Here is a 15,229-nt window from a genome sequence, read left to right as displayed (position 1 = left end):
CCGCGCGGCTCCGCGCGGTGCTGCGCAGCCTTGAAGAGCGCTCCGCGCGACGGTCCGGGACGAGGGTCCCGGCGAATGGGTCGTCGGGCGGAGGGTCTCGTCATGCTGAGGATTTTCGAGGTCGTTTTGGCCATGGCTGGGGACGCGGCGGGGATTGCTGAGCAGATTGAGCGGAAGGATTCGGATCTGGCGCGGCAAATGCGGAGGGCCATGCAGAGCGTCGCGTTGAATGTGGCCGAAGGTGCCGGGAATACGGCTGGGCATAAACGACAACGTTATCAAACCGCATTGGGATCGGCCCGGGAGGTGCTGGCCTGCGTCCAGGTCGCCCAGGCCATGCGCTACATCGGCCCGGTCGATGCGCGGATGCTCGATCGCATGGACCACGTCATCGCCACCCTGGGCCGCCTCGTCTACCGCCGCGCGTCGTGAACCCACAAGGCGGGCCGTCCTTCCCAGGGCGGCCCGCCCAACGGCCTGGATCGCAGCACCCATAACGATGCGCCTCGTGCCATTCGCGGCGGATCGTGGGTTCTCCCGCGACGAACCAATTCCACATTTCGTGGTTGAGTCGCGCCCCGATTCATGAGACAAAACAAGCGACGCCAGCCGGTGCAGCGAACACCGACCGGCGTCTCCCCACAACCCCGAACGTCCCGGAGTCATGAGTATGGCAACGATACCGCTCCATCCGCCGCCGGCAAACTTTACGGCGGCGCACGCCCTGCTTGGGCGGCTTTACCTCGAACACCGCAATTTCCTTCGTCGCCTGCTTCTCAAGCAGGCCATCCCCTCCAGGGATGTGGACGATGTCGTCCAGGAGGTCTTCGTCACGGCGTGGCGACGCCTCGAATGTCTGGTCATGCCGGAGCAGGCCCGGCCGTGGCTCGTGGTGATCGGGCTCAACCGTGCGAGCAATTATCGGAAGCTCGCTCGTCACGAGCGAGAGGTCTTCACGGGGCTCGCGGAGGAATGTCCCGAGCAGGGGCAGGACGACGCGTCGTCGCCCGATACGCTCTTGCAGGCGATGTACGGGCTCTTCCGGCTGAAGCGGTTCCTCTTGAAGGTCGGCCCGCGCATCCGTGCGGTGGTCGCGCCGTACCTGGAGGGCCGTTCGATCCGGGAGATCGCCGAAGCGCTCGGCATCAAGACGAAGACGGCCTACGCCCGCCTCTCCCTCGCCCGACGGCACCTGCAAACGCTCGCGCTCGCCTGACCCCGCTTCCGCTTCCGCTCCCGCTCCCGCTTCCGCCTCGCTCCCAATTCGCGCGGCACCATCCTACGAGCCCGTGACGAGCCGCGTTCCATCCCGGTTCAGGCCGCCACGACGTCGGGGCTGACACGTCAGCGGTCCCGTCGACGTCACCCGCGCGCGATTGACGCGTCAGCCGCCCTTCACAGCCAACCCGCTCGAGCTTTTGCCCGCCATTCCCACCGCCCGAGCGTTGGCCCGGTTCCTGCGAATGCTGCCTCCGACACCGGAGGCATACGATGAATCCTGCGCATATCTTGGGCAAAGCGATGATGACGACGGGCCGATGGACGGCAGCGGGGCTCTGCTTGGCCTGCCTCGCGCCGGCGATGCTGGGTTGCGGGCCCGTGGACGAGATGGTCGTCGAGGAATGGGAAGAGGTCGAGGTACGCGGCGGCTCCGACGTGGTGAGCGAAGAGGAGAACGTCGCCGAGGCGACGGAGGCGCTCACCTCGGTGGGTTTCTCGACGTTCGTCGGAGGACCGGGAAGCATCTCGGACGTCATACCGGCGGTGGACCCGGCGGGGAACGTGTACGTGGCGGCCTCGGCGTTGACCATCAATACCAGCAACATTGATATCTTCGTCGCCAAATACAGCCCCAGCGGCGCGCTCTTGTGGACGGCGACATTCGGCGGCTCCAACACGGAGGATGTCCGGGATATCGCGGTGGACAACGCGGGATGCGTGTACGTGCTCGCGAAGACCTATTCGTACGGCCCGTCGCAGACGAACCTCGTCGCGAAGCTCAACGCCGCGGGCAACGCGCTCGCCTACTACAGCCGGTTTGGCGGCAGCGGAGAAGACCGGCCGTACGGAATCGCCGTGGATCCCGCTGGGAATGCTTACGTGGCAGGCAGTACGCTTTCGGCCGATTTTCCTGTGACGCCCGGGGCAATGCAGCAAACGCTCCGCGGGGACATGGATGCATTCGTCACGAAGCTGAATGCGGCGGGCTCGAGCCTCGTGTACTCGACCTACCTCGGAGGTAGTGGCTCCGAGGACGGCATGGACATCGCCGTCGATGCGGCCGGTTATGCATACGTCGTCGGGAGCACGTCGCCTCCGCCGAACGGCGTCGGGGTCGCCTTCCCGACGACATTCGGCGCATATCAGAGGACCTACGGCAACCCCGCGTATGGTTCGGATGTTTTCGTCACCGAGCTGATCCCCAGCGGGTCGGCGCCTTATTATTCGACCCTGATCGGAGGCAGCACGACCGACGCTGGGTACAGAATCGGGGTGGACAGCGCTTACAACGCATACGTGGTCGGGATTTCGGAATCCATCGATTTCCCCACGACGCCGGGCGCGTTCCGCAGGGTCAAGAAGGGGCTCGCCGATGAATTCGACGTATTCGTGACGAAGGTCAACGAGCCTGGCAGCGCTATTTGGTACTCCACCTGGGTGGGGAGCGGCCCGGGCCGCGAGATCCCCTTTATCGCCGTGAGCAGCAGCGGAAAGGCGTACGTCTCGGGGACGACCACCTCGAACAGCCTCCCAGTGACGGCGAACGCGCTTCAGAAGACGTACCGCGGCGCCTCCGACGGATTCTTGATGGAGCTGAATGTCTCGGGATCGGCGGCAGCGTACTCGACGTATTTGGGCGGGAGCGGCTACGATTCTCTGTACGGCGTCGCCGTCGATCCGTATGGAAACGCCGTCGTGGCTGGCTGGACAGATTCCGCGAATTTCCCCGTCTATAACGCCGCGCAGCCGACCCCGCCCGGCGCCCCCTGGGGCGGCTTTGTCACGAAGTTCCTAGGCCCCTGACGCTCCAACGAGCAGCCGTTCGGCGAGTTTCCGCTCGGAACCGGCCAGAGTACCACCCAACCATCGCGCGCATCGTGCCAAAGGCGCGCCGATTGTCGAGCTGGGTCCGTTTTCGTTTCAACTGCACGAGATGGGCGAGCACTGGACGCTGCAGTGGCCCACGCTCACGCATGCGTCGCCCGCGTTCTCGCATCGCGGGAACACACAGCAGGAGATCGATCGGCTCGATGGGAGCAGCGACGAGGCGGTGCTCACAACGGTGGGCGCGCTGTTCCGTGAACGCGAAGCGTGCGCGCGATCGCGCACGGCGGGACGCTGTGGGAGTACGTGACCAACGAAGCGCAGTGCCGCACGCTCACGGCGACGCCGCGCAAGGGCAACGGCCACGGCGTGAAGCTCTCGCAGCGTTACACCACGCGAGACGGGCGGCGCGTGGAGCGCGACACCGAGTTTGAGTCGGTGATGCCGTCCGCACGGCAAGCGATGCCCTATAGCGACTTCAGCTCGGTGACGTTTCCCGACGGCAGCCGGAGCCAGGGCTCGAGCGGGAGGACGATTCCGTCTCCGCCCGTGACGCTCTACTTCGGCGACCCGTTCATGCTCATCGACAATCGCTCGCTCTACCTCACCGCGGCGAGCTGCCGCGCGCGACAAGCCCAAGGCAGCGCGCCCGCGCTCCCGGCACCGTTCACCCGCGACGCGCAGTAAGCGCGCGTGAAGGCCGCCACCCTCCGCCATGGCGCCCGCCACACCTGGCAAGGCCCATGGCCCATCCGGCACTCGACCTACCGATGCCTGCGTCCCTGAACGCCGCGCCGAATTCTATTGGCGAGACCATTTCTGGGCCGGGAATCCGTTGCACCGCCAGATCCGCACCTGGGCTCCGGGCGTAGGGTTGCCGTTCGCGACGTCGAGGCACATGGAAGGCCCCACGGCGCTCCGAATCTCTCCGTTCTCCGCGACAGTCCATTTCTGGGCCGGGAATCCGTTGCACCCCCAGATCCGCACCAGGGTCCCAGGCGTGGGGTCGCCATTCTCGACATCGAGACAGATATAGGCGGCCACGGCACTCCGGATTTCCCCCTGTTGCGCTCCAACGTGCCCGGCCCAGGAAGCGCAAACTGCGACAATGCCGAACATCATGCCGCGCCGGGCGGTCCTCGTCGTCTTCGTACTCATGAGATGTTCCCCCCAACGAATTGCTGCTAGCATCCCGAGCGTCACAGCCACGCACAGATGGCGGCAGCTTTGGGCTGCCGTGTCGCACGAACGATGCCTGCCAGGTGCGGCTCTTCACGGAAAGGCGCCCCGGCACAGGCCGCTCGGTGAGCGATGTATCGGGGAAAACCTACATGCGGCCGGTGCGTTCGGCGGCCCGCGATCAGATTTGTCCCATTCGGTGTCATTCACGCTTGGCTACTTCGATCCTGATGAACTCTGGAAGGTACGACGGTGTACAGTTTTTGGCGACACGCTCGTCCTTGTAGAGCCCTAATGCTTCCCCGAGTTTGATACATCTGGATCGAAATTGAGGCTCGTGAATACCAATTTGGCCAGCGCAGAAATTCATTGCCCACTGAACTTCGGGTTCAGCATTCGCCATATCGTTTTCCAGGGAATCAAGCAGGTCTGCACTGTTGTCGGGAGGAACTTGCCCTGTCCAGCGCAAGCGAGCTTGGTGATACCAGAACAAGCGACGCAGAATGGGGGAAGGATTCTTCTCCCATGTCGCGATGAGGGAGACGAGTTTCTTGTCTTTGGCTAGCTGGTTTGCAAGCAGCCAGTCCGCCAATTGGTTGCGTTCTTCCGCGTCATGCCGAAGCACATCAGATGCAAGCTGATCGATGACATTTTCTGCGAGGAGCTTCTTATCGAAGATGAGGGTCGCGAGAAGTCGAGGGTAGTATTGGCCCGTCGACCAAAGCTCCATTGCCAGACCGTGGTCCTTCTTGATCTCGTTGCCACGCTTTCTCAGGTCGCCCAGCTTCAGGTTTCCGTTGGTGATCTCAGCGACGAGTTTCTTTGCTCTAGCCGATAAAGCCATTTTATCTGTCACCCCTCTGCTTGCCAGATGACGACGCAGCGCAGTAGCTGGCCCCCTGCACCGTTCCTCGACAGTCCCTTACAGGTTCACCCGCCCCACGCCTCCGCCGCCGAACGTTTGAGTTCACCCGCTCGCGGAAGCGGGCGAAGCCCGCTGTAGCGAATCGGGTGCAACGAAGGGTCAGGCCTCACGGATGTAGCGATGCGCTTGGGCGTGTTGCCTGTCCTCGCCGATCAGCTCTCGGGGTCGTACCCGAACTCGCGGAGTTCCTGCGAGCAGCGGCAGGCTTTGGCGATCTTCGCGGCCCATTGGACGGCGGCTTCGCGCGACGGGAGTTCCAGGACACAGAAGCCGCCGTCGAACTCCTTGGTCTGCGGGTAGGTCTCGTTCGTGAGGGTGCCGTCGGCGGCGACCATCAGCGGCGCGACGTCCTCGTTGATACCACCGCCGAACACATAGACGCCGGCATCCTTCGCCTCGCGTATGACCGCGTGTGCCGCTTCGCCGACGGCAGCCATGTCTTCGTCGGAGATGTCCATCGCCGATCCGGGGAAGGAGATAAGGTACTTCGTCATCGTTCGGTCCTCCGGGTGTGAGTTTCGAAATTGGGTGTGAGGCCTAACTGTGTAATCAGGCCGCCGCTGCACAACCTCTCAGTGCGCTGGTCAGGCCGTCGCGGCCTAACCACGGAACGGGCGCTGCCTTCAGCGATTCGCATGTGACGCCCGTTAGGATCCTCGCGAGTTCCACGGCTACGACGACATCGAGCTGGTCGTCCGTAGTCATCTTCAAGGACGGTCACCACGGGCTCCCAGCGACGGCCGATGCTGACGAGCTTACGATCACCCATCAGCGTTGGGAGGAGATCGCGTTTGGTGACCGTCATGCTTAGTCCTTGGGGTCCGGTCGGGGACATCAAAGACAGTGCTGGGACGCACGTCAACAGGGATGTTGACGCAGGGGGCCCCGAAGGCTGCGCCCCCTCTTGGAGGACCCCATGCAAATATATCCTGTTCTAGCCGCCCGAGCGGTACACAATCAGATCCCTCTTGCCGCTACCGCTACCGTGTCGCTCGGGCCGGGCGCCAGGCGCCGGCTACTCGTTCGGTGCCCAATGCCCGACGTCTTCGTGTGTGATGACCTTGCCCACGCGATCGCTGTCCAGGAGGAATCCGAAGGCTCTCTTGGCGTCACCCCGGCTCACGAGGAGCAGCTCGAGATACTCGCGAAAATGAATGAGCGCCGAGTCGTCGTACTCGTACCTGTCGTACGCCGCCGAAAGGACCGGATCGGGCTGGCCATTGAGCGCGAAGGCCACGTTCACGGTGGGGTAGAACATCTCGAACCCGCGATAGATGACCGCTTCCGGGTCTGCGAGAGCCGCCTTGTAGGCCTCGAGCATTCCGACGACGCCGGACCCGGAGTTGTTGTTGAAGCTCTCGTCCAGGAAGGCCCGCTTGATCGACGGGATGAGGATGACCCCATCGGGATGCATGGCGTCGCCGTTGTTGCCACCGTAGAACCAGCCTTCGTCGAAGCTGCCTCCTGACCGCTCGACCTCCTCGCGAACGAGCCGGGCTCGCTCCTCGTACTCCTCGTGGGTTTTACGGATCCACAGGAGCTGAATGCCCCCGCAGGCCTCGTAAAACTCCGTGATCGCCGCCCCCAGCGGGTACCCGAGGGCCCGCTCGACCTCCGCGATCTCCGAGGGGTTCGGCGGACGCACGAGGTAGTGAAGCACATCGATCTCCGGGTCCCGGCGAAGCTCATCCACCATGCCGTCGAATCTTGTAATCAGGTCTGATGCCATACCATATCTTCTTTGTCGTCCTGAGTTTCGTTGAGGTCGAGTGAAGAAGCAATCGTCCCTAGCGCCGACCCGCGTCGACGTAGCGAGGTCGAGGAGTATCTGCGCTGCGGGATCCTCAAGGGATGCGCAGGTATCCAGCACGCGGGCCCCCCATCGTCGAGGGGGCCGGTGCGCCCTTTGCGACCGAGTACGGTTGCAACTTGTTTCAGAACGAGCTGGCAAGCGCGGGATCAGGGCATCCGGTGCCGGCTTTGGGACGGCATCCAGCGGGGCGCCTTCGGGTACGCCGCCAGCGCGTGCGCCTTCTGGACCGGGGTGACGCCCGTCCAGGCTTGCAGCGCGGCGAGCGCCGCCTCCAGGTCGGCCTGCGGCAGCCCGCCGATGGACGCGCTGTGGTTCCCCGCCGGCTCGACGAAGCGGTACGAGTCCTGCGCGCCCCCGAGATCGAAGGCGGCGGCGGTGTACGGATCGTTCTCGCCGTAGATGAACATCATCCGCTCGCCCTTGGTGGTGAGCCACGCAGAGACGTCCTGCATCGCCTGGGGGTCCAGGATCGGGTTCTTGCCGCGTCCGGGTAGCGTGTACGAGGCGGCCACGTCAAAGCCGGGGTAGAGGAGCAGATCCGCGACGTTCTCCTCGGCGTAGCCCGGATAGCCGAGCTGCACCGCCGCCTGCCAATAGTACGGCTCGTAGGCGAGGGTGGCCCCGTCGGACCATAACGAGGGGCCGCAGACCAGGTCGAAGAACGACCACACCTCGTCGTCGCTCGCCGAGGTGGGCGGGATCTCGGCGCAGTGGCTTTCGTCGCCGTACTGCCAGAAGCTGAAGATGAACTCGATCACCGCGGTCTCCAGGGCCTGATCCTCGCCGAGCAGCTCATAGGTGAGGCCAGCGTCCATGGCCTGGGTCTGCATGCGCGTCAGCATCTCCGGCCGGCGCAGCAGCACCTCGCGCTGGAAGTCGAGGAGGGCCTGCTGGCAGGCCGCGTCGCCGCGCTGGGCCACGAAGTCGAGGTAGCGCGGGTCGGCGTCGCCAAAGTTGTGCGGGGCGACGTAAGCGACGGTGCCGTTCACGTCGTCGGGATAGAAGCGGCGGTGATAGACGGAGGTCATCCCGCCCTTGCTGCCGCCGGTGGAGATCCACTTGCCCTCGTAGAGCGGCCGGAGCACCTCGACAATGTGGTGCAGGTCCGCGGCGGCCTGCTCGATGGTGAGCTGCGACCAATCCGCGGGCTCCGGGCGGGAGGGGGTGAAGAAGCGGTGCTCGACCCGGACCTGGTTGGCGGCGAGCAGCTCGGCGGGCTCGTCGAGCCACTGGTACTCCGAATAGAGGTTGTAGCCCTGGGTGGCGAGCACCACGGGCGCGGTCGGGTCGCGGTGATGCAGCACGAGGCGCTGCTCGAAGCGCGCGCCGGAGGGATCGTCGTGATCCGCGGGCTGGTCAATCGTGAGCACGAAATAGCGGTAGCCAGGGATCTCGGTCTCCTCCTCCGTGACCGTGAGGCCCTCGATGTCCTGGAGCTTCTCGAAGATATCGGCCGACATCGCGCCGCCGGAGCCGCCGGAGCCGCCCGCACCGCCGGAGCCGCCCGCACCGCCGGAGCCGCCGGAGCCGCCCGCACCGCCGGTGCCGGAATCGGGGTGGGTGTCGTCGCCGCCGCAGGCGACGAGCGACAGGGAGGCCAGGGTGATGGTGAGCAGCGGAAGAAGCAGAGTGCGCATGGCGGGGAGCCATAGCAGCGGGCGTGCCAGGCCCAAATGGGCGCCGTGGCGCGAGGATTCGTGGCCTTGCTCTCTGCAACGCGCGTACTTCCGGCTGCTGCGTGGTGGTTGCACCGGTTGCACCCCCTGTTGCACCGGTTGCACCCGTTGCATCCTGCTCGCCCCCGGAATCGGCAGTGGGAGCGGCAGCGGGGGTTTTACACGGAAAACCCCCGCCCTCCGAATCACATGCCCGTTCCCTGCAGCAGGGTCGTGGCCTTGCTCGCGACCCCCGATAGCGTCGCCGAGAGCGTCGCGGCCCGGAGACCCGTGCCCGCGGGCGTGAACCGGACGTCGACCGTGAACGTGCCGCCCGCCGGGACCGTGGCCGGCAAGGGCGACGACGGCGTCACCGAGAACTCGCCGATGTGCGATCCGCCCAGCGAGAGCGCCGTGATCGTCTGCGGCTTGGTCGACGGGTTCGTGTACGTCACGGTTTGCGGCGCGCTCTGCGCGTAGAGCGCCTGGCTCGTGAAGCTGAGCTGCTGCGCCGTCAGGATGGCCGGCAGCGGCATCGACGCGATCAGCGCATTGCGGATGAGCTTCGCGCCGTCGGTCGTCGCGTCCCATCCGTTGTAGGAGTTGCCCGCGGACGACTGGCCGAAGCCATTGATCTCGATCAGCGCCCGTCCTGCTGCGGGGCCGCTCGCCACTTCGCCCCGGACCACGGCGGGCGTGCCGTCCGAGAACAGCGCGACGAAGATCGGGTTGTTCTTGTTGAACGCCGACGTCGGCATGTGGAACGGCGACGAGGTCTGATAGCCGAACGTCGCGACGCCCGTGAGCAGCGGGCTGCCCGGCTCGAGGATCGTGCCGAGCGTGACCTTCGTCGTGAGGAACGCGATGTCTGCGATGGGCGTCGAGAGCGTGTATTGCGTGGCGAAGCGGCCCTTCAGGGCGTAGGTGCCCGTCTCCTGCGACTCGTAATCGAAGAGCACGACGCCGCCGCCCTGCTCGTAATAGTCGGCCAGGTTGTCGCCGAACGCCGCCGTGGCCGTCAGGTACGTCATGACCGCGACTGCGTCGTAGGCCTTCATCTGCGCCAGCGTCGGCGTCGTGGTGTTGATGTTCACGAAGCCGACGGACGCGAAGGCACCCGTGGCCTGGAGCTTGGTCTGGAGGTCGGTCGTCGAGCCCGCGTACATGACGCCGACCGTCGGGAGCGCCGAGCCCGTGTACGTGGTGCTCGCCCTGCCATTGCCGGGCACGAGATTCGTGCAGACGCCGGCCGCGCAGACCTGGTTCGCGCCGCACACGGTGTTGCAAGTGCCGCAGGAGAGGCTGTTGTCCGAGAGGTTCACGCAGCTCGCGCCGCACGCGCTTTGTCCGGGGAGGCAAGCGCAGGCGCCGCCCGCGCAGACCTGGCTCGACGAGCACGCATTGCCGCACGCGCCGCAGTTCGCCTTGCTGCTCGACGTGTCGACGCAGGTGCTGCCGCATTGCGTGGTGCCGCCGCCGCAGCTCACGCTGCAGGCGCCGTTCGAGCAGACCTGGCCGGCCGCGCAGGCATTGCCGCAGGCACCGCAGTGGGCGGGGTCGTTCATCGTGTTCACGCAGGCGCTGCCGCATTGCGTGGTGCCGCCGGCGCAGGTGAACGCGCAGGCGCCGTTCGAGCAGACCTCGCCCATGGCGCAGGCGGTGTTGCAGGCGCCGCAGTTCGCCGGGTCGTTCATCGGATCGACGCAGGCGCCGCCGCATTTCATGGTGCCGCCGGCGCAGGTGAACGAGCAGGCGCCCTGCGAGCAGACCTCGCCGGCGGCGCAGGCGGTGTTGCAGGCGCCGCAGTTCGCGGGGTCGTTCGAGATGTCGACGCAGGCGCTGCCGCATTTCGTCGCGCCGCCGGCGCAGTTGAACGAGCAGGCGCCCTGCGAGCAGACCTCGCCGGCGGCACAGGCGGTGTTGCAGGCGCCGCAGTTCGCCGGGTCGTTCGAGGTGTCGACGCACGCGTTGCCGCATTTCGTGGCGCCGCCGACGCAGGTGAGCGCGCACGCGCCGCCATTGCAGAGCTGACCCGCCGGGCAGGCGTTGTCGCAGGCGCCGCAGTTCGCCGCGTCGTTCGAGAGGTTGACGCAGGCGCTGCCGCATTTCGTGGTGCCGCCGGCGCAGGTGAGCGAGCAGGCGCCTTGCGAGCAGACCTCGCCGGCGGCGCAGGTGTTGTCACAGGCGCCGCAGTTCGCGGGGTCGAGGTTGGTATCGACGCACAGATCGCCGCACTTCGTGGTGCCGCCGGCGCAGGTGAGCGAGCAGGCGCCTTGCGAGCAGACCTCGCCGGCGGCGCAGGTGCTGTCGCAGGCGCCGCAGTTCGCGGGGTCGAGGTTGGTATCGACGCACAGATCGCCGCACTTCGTGGTGCCGCCGGCGCAGTTGAGGGCGCAGGCGCCCTGCGAGCAGACCTCGCCCGCCGCGCACGCGCTGCCGCAGGTGCCGCAGTTCGCGGGGTCCGTATCGAGGTCGACACACGCCCCGCTGCACATGTCTTGCCCGGGGGCACACGTGTTTCCGCCGCTCGACGACGACGAGGCGCCGCCTTCGCCGCCGGTGCCACCGGTCCCGCCGATTCCGCCGGTCCCGCCGGTTCCCCCCGCGCCGCCGGTGCCATCGCCGCCCCCCGAGCAGCCGAGCGAAACGAGCGCCGTGACGAGCGCAGAGAGCGCGAGCCGTCCGCGTCGCGCGCCGAGCATCGTCGTCATCGATTCATGTTCGTAAGATCGGGACTTCTTCATTGATTCATCCCCGTAAGAGCGTGGTTGGGTCGCAAAGCACTCGTCGACCAACCTCCCATGGTATCATTGTTCGATCCCCGGGACGCAGGCGTGTGCGTGGTCCACATCACGATTGCGCGCGATGGCGGACGTTGATGCGCTGGCGCCGATGTCAGATGGAGCGACCGAGCGCCTTCAGCGATATCGACTGCAAGAGGGCCTTCCCGATCGGCCTCTTGTCCTCCCAGAAGACGCGCGCTTCGAAGAAGGCCCGCGCTTCCTCGCTCCGCAAGGCCCGGAGCGCCGCCTCGGCCTCCTCACGGGCCTCGAACGGCAGGAAGTAACACGTGTCGTCGAGCACCACCGGGCGCCCCTCGTGTGGCTCCACCAGCGAGAAAGAAAATTTCTTGTAGAGCCCGCAAATCGCCACCTTGTACGGTGCGAACGTATACGGGCCGATGCCGAAGACGGAAAAGGGAGGTTTGTCCCGGTAAATGGAGCTCTTGCGGACGTCGAGCTTGCCCTCGTGTCGGACGAGGTAGGACCACGCCCGCGGCGCCTGATCGCGCAAGGTCAGCGTATCCTCGCCGAGCGAGCGTTGCGTCACGAGCACGAAGCGCCTGCCCGGGCGCCGGCCATTCGCCACGTCCGAGCCCTTGAGCAGCGGGAAGACCACCGAATCCTCGATGTCGACCCGCTCGCCGAGCCCATTGACGAGCGCGCCGTCCTTCGCTTCGAGCTCCATCACCGGCGCGCAGTCGTGCTTGAGCCCCGAGCGCCACGCCGGCGTGCATTGGCCTTCGAGGCCCTTCGTCCGCTCGAATCGATCGATGTCGCTGTAGAGCCGGCCGCGGTGCACGCCCATCGTGCGCCGAGGCGCCTCGGCGTCGAGCGAATCGAAGACAGCCCAGCCGCGCGCGGGCAAGGCGCCGGGCGGATCCGTCGCGAGCGTCATCACCACGGCCGCCGTCGCCACGTCGAAGGCGCCACGCGCGTCGATCCGGTAGGTCGCGCCCGAGAGCGCGAGGCCTTCGCGGGCCACGTATTCCATCACCCGCCGCGCCACGCTGCTCTTGCAGAGCATGACCATGCGAAAATCACGGCCCCGGAGCGCCGTGAGCAGGCGCAGGAGGATCCACTCGGAGACGTCGAAATTGCTCTTGCCCGTCCGTGCGTCGAGGCCCGTGAAGCGCTTGAAATTCGATTTCTTCGGCAGATTCCGCGAGCCGAGCGCGCCGAGGTCCGCGCTCGTGACCCAGGGCGGATTGCCCAGCACGAGCACCGGATCCGGCATCGCCGCGAGCACGTCCTCCCACGCGACGTCGAAGCAATCGCCGAACGCAACCTCGACCGGGTAGCCCAAGAGCGCGCGGCGCGCGGCCTCCAGGTGGCCGGGGTCGATGTCGAATCCACGAGCGGGGGTGTCCGGAAAAACCTCGGCGGCAGCCGTGAGGAACGCGCCGCGGCCACACGTGGGCTCGAGGATCGAGGCCGGGCGCGCGCCGATGCGCTCAGCAAGGCGAGAGACTTGCCGTGCGAGATCGATGGGCGTTTGCCAGTCCCCACGCTCGACGCGCGAGGGCCGCGAAGGCGCGGTCATGGAGCGCTCCTCAACGCGAGGCGTCCGCGACCTGCGCGAGCATCTCCGCCTCGGCGCAAAGGTTGCCGTCGACGCGGGCCTCGCCCCGGAGCTTCCACACCGGGCCCCGCCGCTGGAGGGCCGTGGCCGAGAGATCGAGCCGGTCGCCCGGCACGACGGGCCTGCGGAAGCGCGCCTTGTCGATGCCCAGGAAAAGCACGACCTTGGGCTGCTCGGCCGGCGCGGGGTCCGACGCGTGCGCGAGCAGGCCGCCGAGCTGCACCATCGATTCGACGATGAGGACGCCGGGCATGATCGGGTGCGCGGGGAAATGGCCCTGGAACCAGGGCTCGTTGTACGCGACGCACTTGTGCCCCGCGATGCGCTCGCCCGGGACGAGCTCCGTCACGCGGTCGACCATCACCATCGGATACCGATGCGGCAAGATCGTGAGGATCTCGCGCACCTCGATCGGGAGTTTTACGTTGGCCCCTTCGGTCACCCTGACCGTCCCTTCCGTTTGCGCCCGGGATCTTCGGTCGACGCTCGGGGCTTCGGGTCGCCTTCGGCGCCCTTCGCCCCGAACCCCAAAAGACGCGCCGTCGCGCGCAGCCACCGCGCCTTGTCGACCGCGGGATACCCGCCGAAGACCGCGCCCGCGGGCACGTCGCCGATGACGCCCGCCTTCGCCGCGAGCCGCGCCCCCGCGCCGACCTCGCAATGATCGGCGACGCCGACCTGCCCGCCCACGAGCACGCCCGCGCCGATACGCGACGAGCCCGCGAAGCCCGATTGCGCCGCGACGAGCGCGCCCGCGCCGATCGAGGCGTTGTGGCCGACGTGCACGTGCGCGTCGAGCTTGGCGCCGCGGCCGATAGCGGTCGGCGCGAGCGTGCCGGCGTCGACGGTGCAGAGCGGGCCGATCTCGACGTCGTCCTCGATGACGACGCCGCCGAGCTGCGGCATCCGCACGACGCCGCCCGCGGGCGACGTGGCCCAGCCGAAGCCCGGGCGCCCGAGGACCGACGAGGCGCCGACCGTGACACGCGCGCCGAGCGAGACGCCGCCGTACACGACGACGTGGGGCTCGATGCGGCAGTGCGGGCCGATCTCGGCGCCGGCGTACACGACGGCGAAGGGGCCGATGATCGCGGTGGGATCGACGCTCGCGAGCGGATCGATCCGCGCGAGCGCGCGCGCGTCCACGGGCTCGGGCCGGGGCACGCCTTCGAGCACGCAGGCGAGCGCGTACGTGGCGTGCGGGTGGATCCAGCGTTTGCCCGCGGGCACGAGCGAGGCGAGCGGGCCGTCGACGAGCAAAAAGGCAGTTTGTTTCGCGCGCGCGGCTTCCAGGTAGCGGCGCGAGAGCAGCGGCGCGAGCGTCGTGGTTGCGTCGACCGTCTCGGCTTCGTCGACCGGGGCGACGCGGGACACGACCGCGTCCTCGAGGCCCGGATCGAGCGTGCCGCCGTGCTTGTCCGCGAGCTCGCGGAGAGGCACGGGCGCGGGGAGCACCACGCCGCTGCTACTTCTTTTCGTCGCCGCCTCCCGACGGCTTGTCGCCGCCGCCCTCGGGCGCAGCGTCGCCGCCGCCGTCGCCGCCGGAGTTGTACATCTGCACGACCTGCTCGGTGAGGTCGAGATCCGGCCGCGCGTAAGGCGTCGCGGAGCGGTCGAGGATGAGCTCGTAGCCGCTCTTCTTCGCGAGGCGCGTGATGATGCCCATCATCTTGCGGAGGATCGGGCCCGTCAGATCGCCCTGCTTCTTCTGGAGCTCCTTGTTGTAGTCGACGAAGCTCGTCTGCAGCTCGACCATGCGGCGCTGCCAGTCCTCCATGCGGCGGGCGAGGGCCTCGCGCGAGAGCACGCGGGCCTGGCGCTCGATGTCCTCACGCGCGCGCTGGAGCTCCTCCTGCTTCGCGTCGAGCTCTTTCTGACGCTTGTCGAAGAGCTTCTTCAGCGTGCCCTGGGCGCGGATGCCGTCCTCGGTCTGCATGACGGCCTGCTGGACGTCGACGACCGCGATCTTGCTCTCGGCCGAGGCCGAAGCCGGGGCGAGCGAGACGAGCGCGGAGAGCACGGAGGCGGCGAGGGCCGCGTGGAGGCGGGGGAGGCGACGCGGTAGCATGAAGACGATGAAGCTCGCTTACCTGCGCACGGAGAGGCGGTCAAGCTCGCCGCACGTCGCGCGGGTCGGAAGCAGAACCGAGCCTCCGTGAAGCACGACGGAGAAAAGCGGGAAGGGTGCGCGGCATCGCCCTTGCGTCGTGTTTGTCACCGCGGTTATGTCGGAGAACCATACGAGGACTT

Annotated in this window: 13 protein-coding genes; 4 read left to right on the top strand and 9 right to left on the bottom strand. The window is 67.1% G+C overall.

Annotated elements, in window-relative coordinates; translation table 11 throughout:
- Positions 1 to 102 precede the first annotated feature (102 nt).
- The 4 genes from QHF84_RS31430 (at position 103) to QHF84_RS31415 (ending at position 3,732) form a co-directional block, all read left to right on the top strand.
- Positions 103 to 432 (top strand): four helix bundle protein, encoded by a 330-nt coding sequence (locus tag QHF84_RS31430; protein WP_281317167.1) that lies wholly within the window; start codon positions 103 to 105, stop codon positions 430 to 432.
- A 238-nt stretch (positions 433 to 670) separates the two neighbouring features.
- Positions 671 to 1,216 carry a sigma-70 family RNA polymerase sigma factor gene (locus tag QHF84_RS31425; protein ID WP_281317166.1) on the top strand — a complete coding sequence of 182 codons (546 nt, stop codon included), beginning with the start codon at positions 671 to 673 and terminating at the stop codon, positions 1,214 to 1,216.
- A gap of 275 nt (positions 1,217 to 1,491) precedes the next feature.
- Positions 1,492 to 3,024: an SBBP repeat-containing protein gene (locus QHF84_RS31420; protein WP_281317165.1), complete on the top strand. Its 1,533-nt coding sequence runs from the start codon at positions 1,492 to 1,494 to the stop codon at positions 3,022 to 3,024.
- Between the two features lie 288 nt (positions 3,025 to 3,312).
- A complete protein-coding gene (locus QHF84_RS31415) occupies positions 3,313 to 3,732 on the top strand; it encodes a hypothetical protein (RefSeq protein ID WP_281317164.1) in 420 nt (139 codons plus the stop codon).
- Positions 3,733 to 4,426: 694 nt separating this feature from the next.
- Here the strand turns inward: QHF84_RS31415 and QHF84_RS31410 are convergent.
- The 9 genes from QHF84_RS31410 to QHF84_RS31370 all read right to left on the bottom strand — a co-directional run bounded on the left by QHF84_RS31410 (position 4,427) and on the right by QHF84_RS31370 (position 15,047).
- Entirely contained in the window at positions 4,427 to 5,080 is a 654-nt protein-coding gene (locus QHF84_RS31410) for a DNA alkylation repair protein (RefSeq protein ID WP_281317163.1), read from the bottom strand.
- A 221-nt stretch (positions 5,081 to 5,301) separates the two neighbouring features.
- Complete coding sequence (locus QHF84_RS31405) at positions 5,302 to 5,643, bottom strand: YciI family protein (protein WP_348652898.1); 342 nt, start codon at positions 5,641 to 5,643, stop codon at positions 5,302 to 5,304.
- Between the two features lie 521 nt (positions 5,644 to 6,164).
- Positions 6,165 to 6,878 (bottom strand): SMI1/KNR4 family protein, encoded by a 714-nt coding sequence (locus tag QHF84_RS31400; protein WP_281317161.1) that lies wholly within the window; start codon positions 6,876 to 6,878, stop codon positions 6,165 to 6,167.
- 230 nt (positions 6,879 to 7,108) lie between these two features.
- Positions 7,109 to 8,599: a S28 family serine protease gene (locus QHF84_RS31395; protein WP_281317160.1), complete on the bottom strand. Its 1,491-nt coding sequence runs from the start codon at positions 8,597 to 8,599 to the stop codon at positions 7,109 to 7,111.
- Positions 8,600 to 8,823: 224 nt separating this feature from the next.
- Positions 8,824 to 11,328 (bottom strand): MXAN_6577-like cysteine-rich protein, encoded by a 2,505-nt coding sequence (locus QHF84_RS31390; RefSeq protein WP_281317159.1) that lies wholly within the window; start codon positions 11,326 to 11,328, stop codon positions 8,824 to 8,826.
- Positions 11,329 to 11,512: 184 nt separating this feature from the next.
- A complete protein-coding gene (locus QHF84_RS31385; protein WP_281317158.1) occupies positions 11,513 to 12,940 on the bottom strand; it encodes a class I SAM-dependent methyltransferase in 1,428 nt (475 codons plus the stop codon).
- A gap of 10 nt (positions 12,941 to 12,950) precedes the next feature.
- Complete coding sequence (gene fabZ / locus QHF84_RS31380; protein WP_281317157.1) at positions 12,951 to 13,421, bottom strand: 3-hydroxyacyl-ACP dehydratase FabZ; 471 nt, start codon at positions 13,419 to 13,421, stop codon at positions 12,951 to 12,953.
- Positions 13,418 to 14,419, bottom strand: a complete 1,002-nt coding sequence (locus QHF84_RS31375) for a UDP-3-O-(3-hydroxymyristoyl)glucosamine N-acyltransferase (protein ID WP_281317156.1) — start codon at positions 14,417 to 14,419, stop codon at positions 13,418 to 13,420. The genes fabZ and QHF84_RS31375 overlap by 4 nt, the downstream gene beginning before the upstream one ends.
- 25 nt (positions 14,420 to 14,444) lie before the next feature.
- Positions 14,445 to 15,047 carry an OmpH family outer membrane protein gene (locus tag QHF84_RS31370; protein WP_281317155.1) on the bottom strand — a complete coding sequence of 201 codons (603 nt, stop codon included), beginning with the start codon at positions 15,045 to 15,047 and terminating at the stop codon, positions 14,445 to 14,447.
- Positions 15,048 to 15,229: the final 182 nt, after the last annotated feature.

Source organism: Polyangium sp. y55x31, assembly GCF_029946505.1.
GTDB lineage: Bacteria > Myxococcota_A > Polyangia > Polyangiales > Polyangiaceae > Polyangium.
The sequence above is the reverse complement of the archived record's forward strand: the minus strand, read 5'-3'. Positions and strand labels throughout refer to the sequence as shown.

Coding starts and splice junctions, on each gene's coding strand:
- QHF84_RS31430 (WP_281317167.1), top strand. CDS start 103: ATGCTGAGGATTTTCGAGGTCGTTTTGGCCATGGCTGGGGACGCGGCG.
- QHF84_RS31425 (WP_281317166.1), top strand. CDS start 671: ATGGCAACGATACCGCTCCATCCGCCGCCGGCAAACTTTACGGCGGCG.
- QHF84_RS31420 (WP_281317165.1), top strand. CDS start 1,492: ATGAATCCTGCGCATATCTTGGGCAAAGCGATGATGACGACGGGCCGA.
- QHF84_RS31405 (WP_348652898.1), bottom strand. CDS start 5,643: ATGACGAAGTACCTTATCTCCTTCCCCGGATCGGCGATGGACATCTCC.
- QHF84_RS31400 (WP_281317161.1), bottom strand. CDS start 6,878: ATGGCATCAGACCTGATTACAAGATTCGACGGCATGGTGGATGAGCTT.
- QHF84_RS31395 (WP_281317160.1), bottom strand. CDS start 8,599: ATGCGCACTCTGCTTCTTCCGCTGCTCACCATCACCCTGGCCTCCCTG.
- QHF84_RS31390 (WP_281317159.1), bottom strand. CDS start 11,328: ATGACGACGATGCTCGGCGCGCGACGCGGACGGCTCGCGCTCTCTGCG.
- QHF84_RS31385 (WP_281317158.1), bottom strand. CDS start 12,940: ATGACCGCGCCTTCGCGGCCCTCGCGCGTCGAGCGTGGGGACTGGCAA.
- QHF84_RS31370 (WP_281317155.1), bottom strand. CDS start 15,047: ATGCTACCGCGTCGCCTCCCCCGCCTCCACGCGGCCCTCGCCGCCTCC.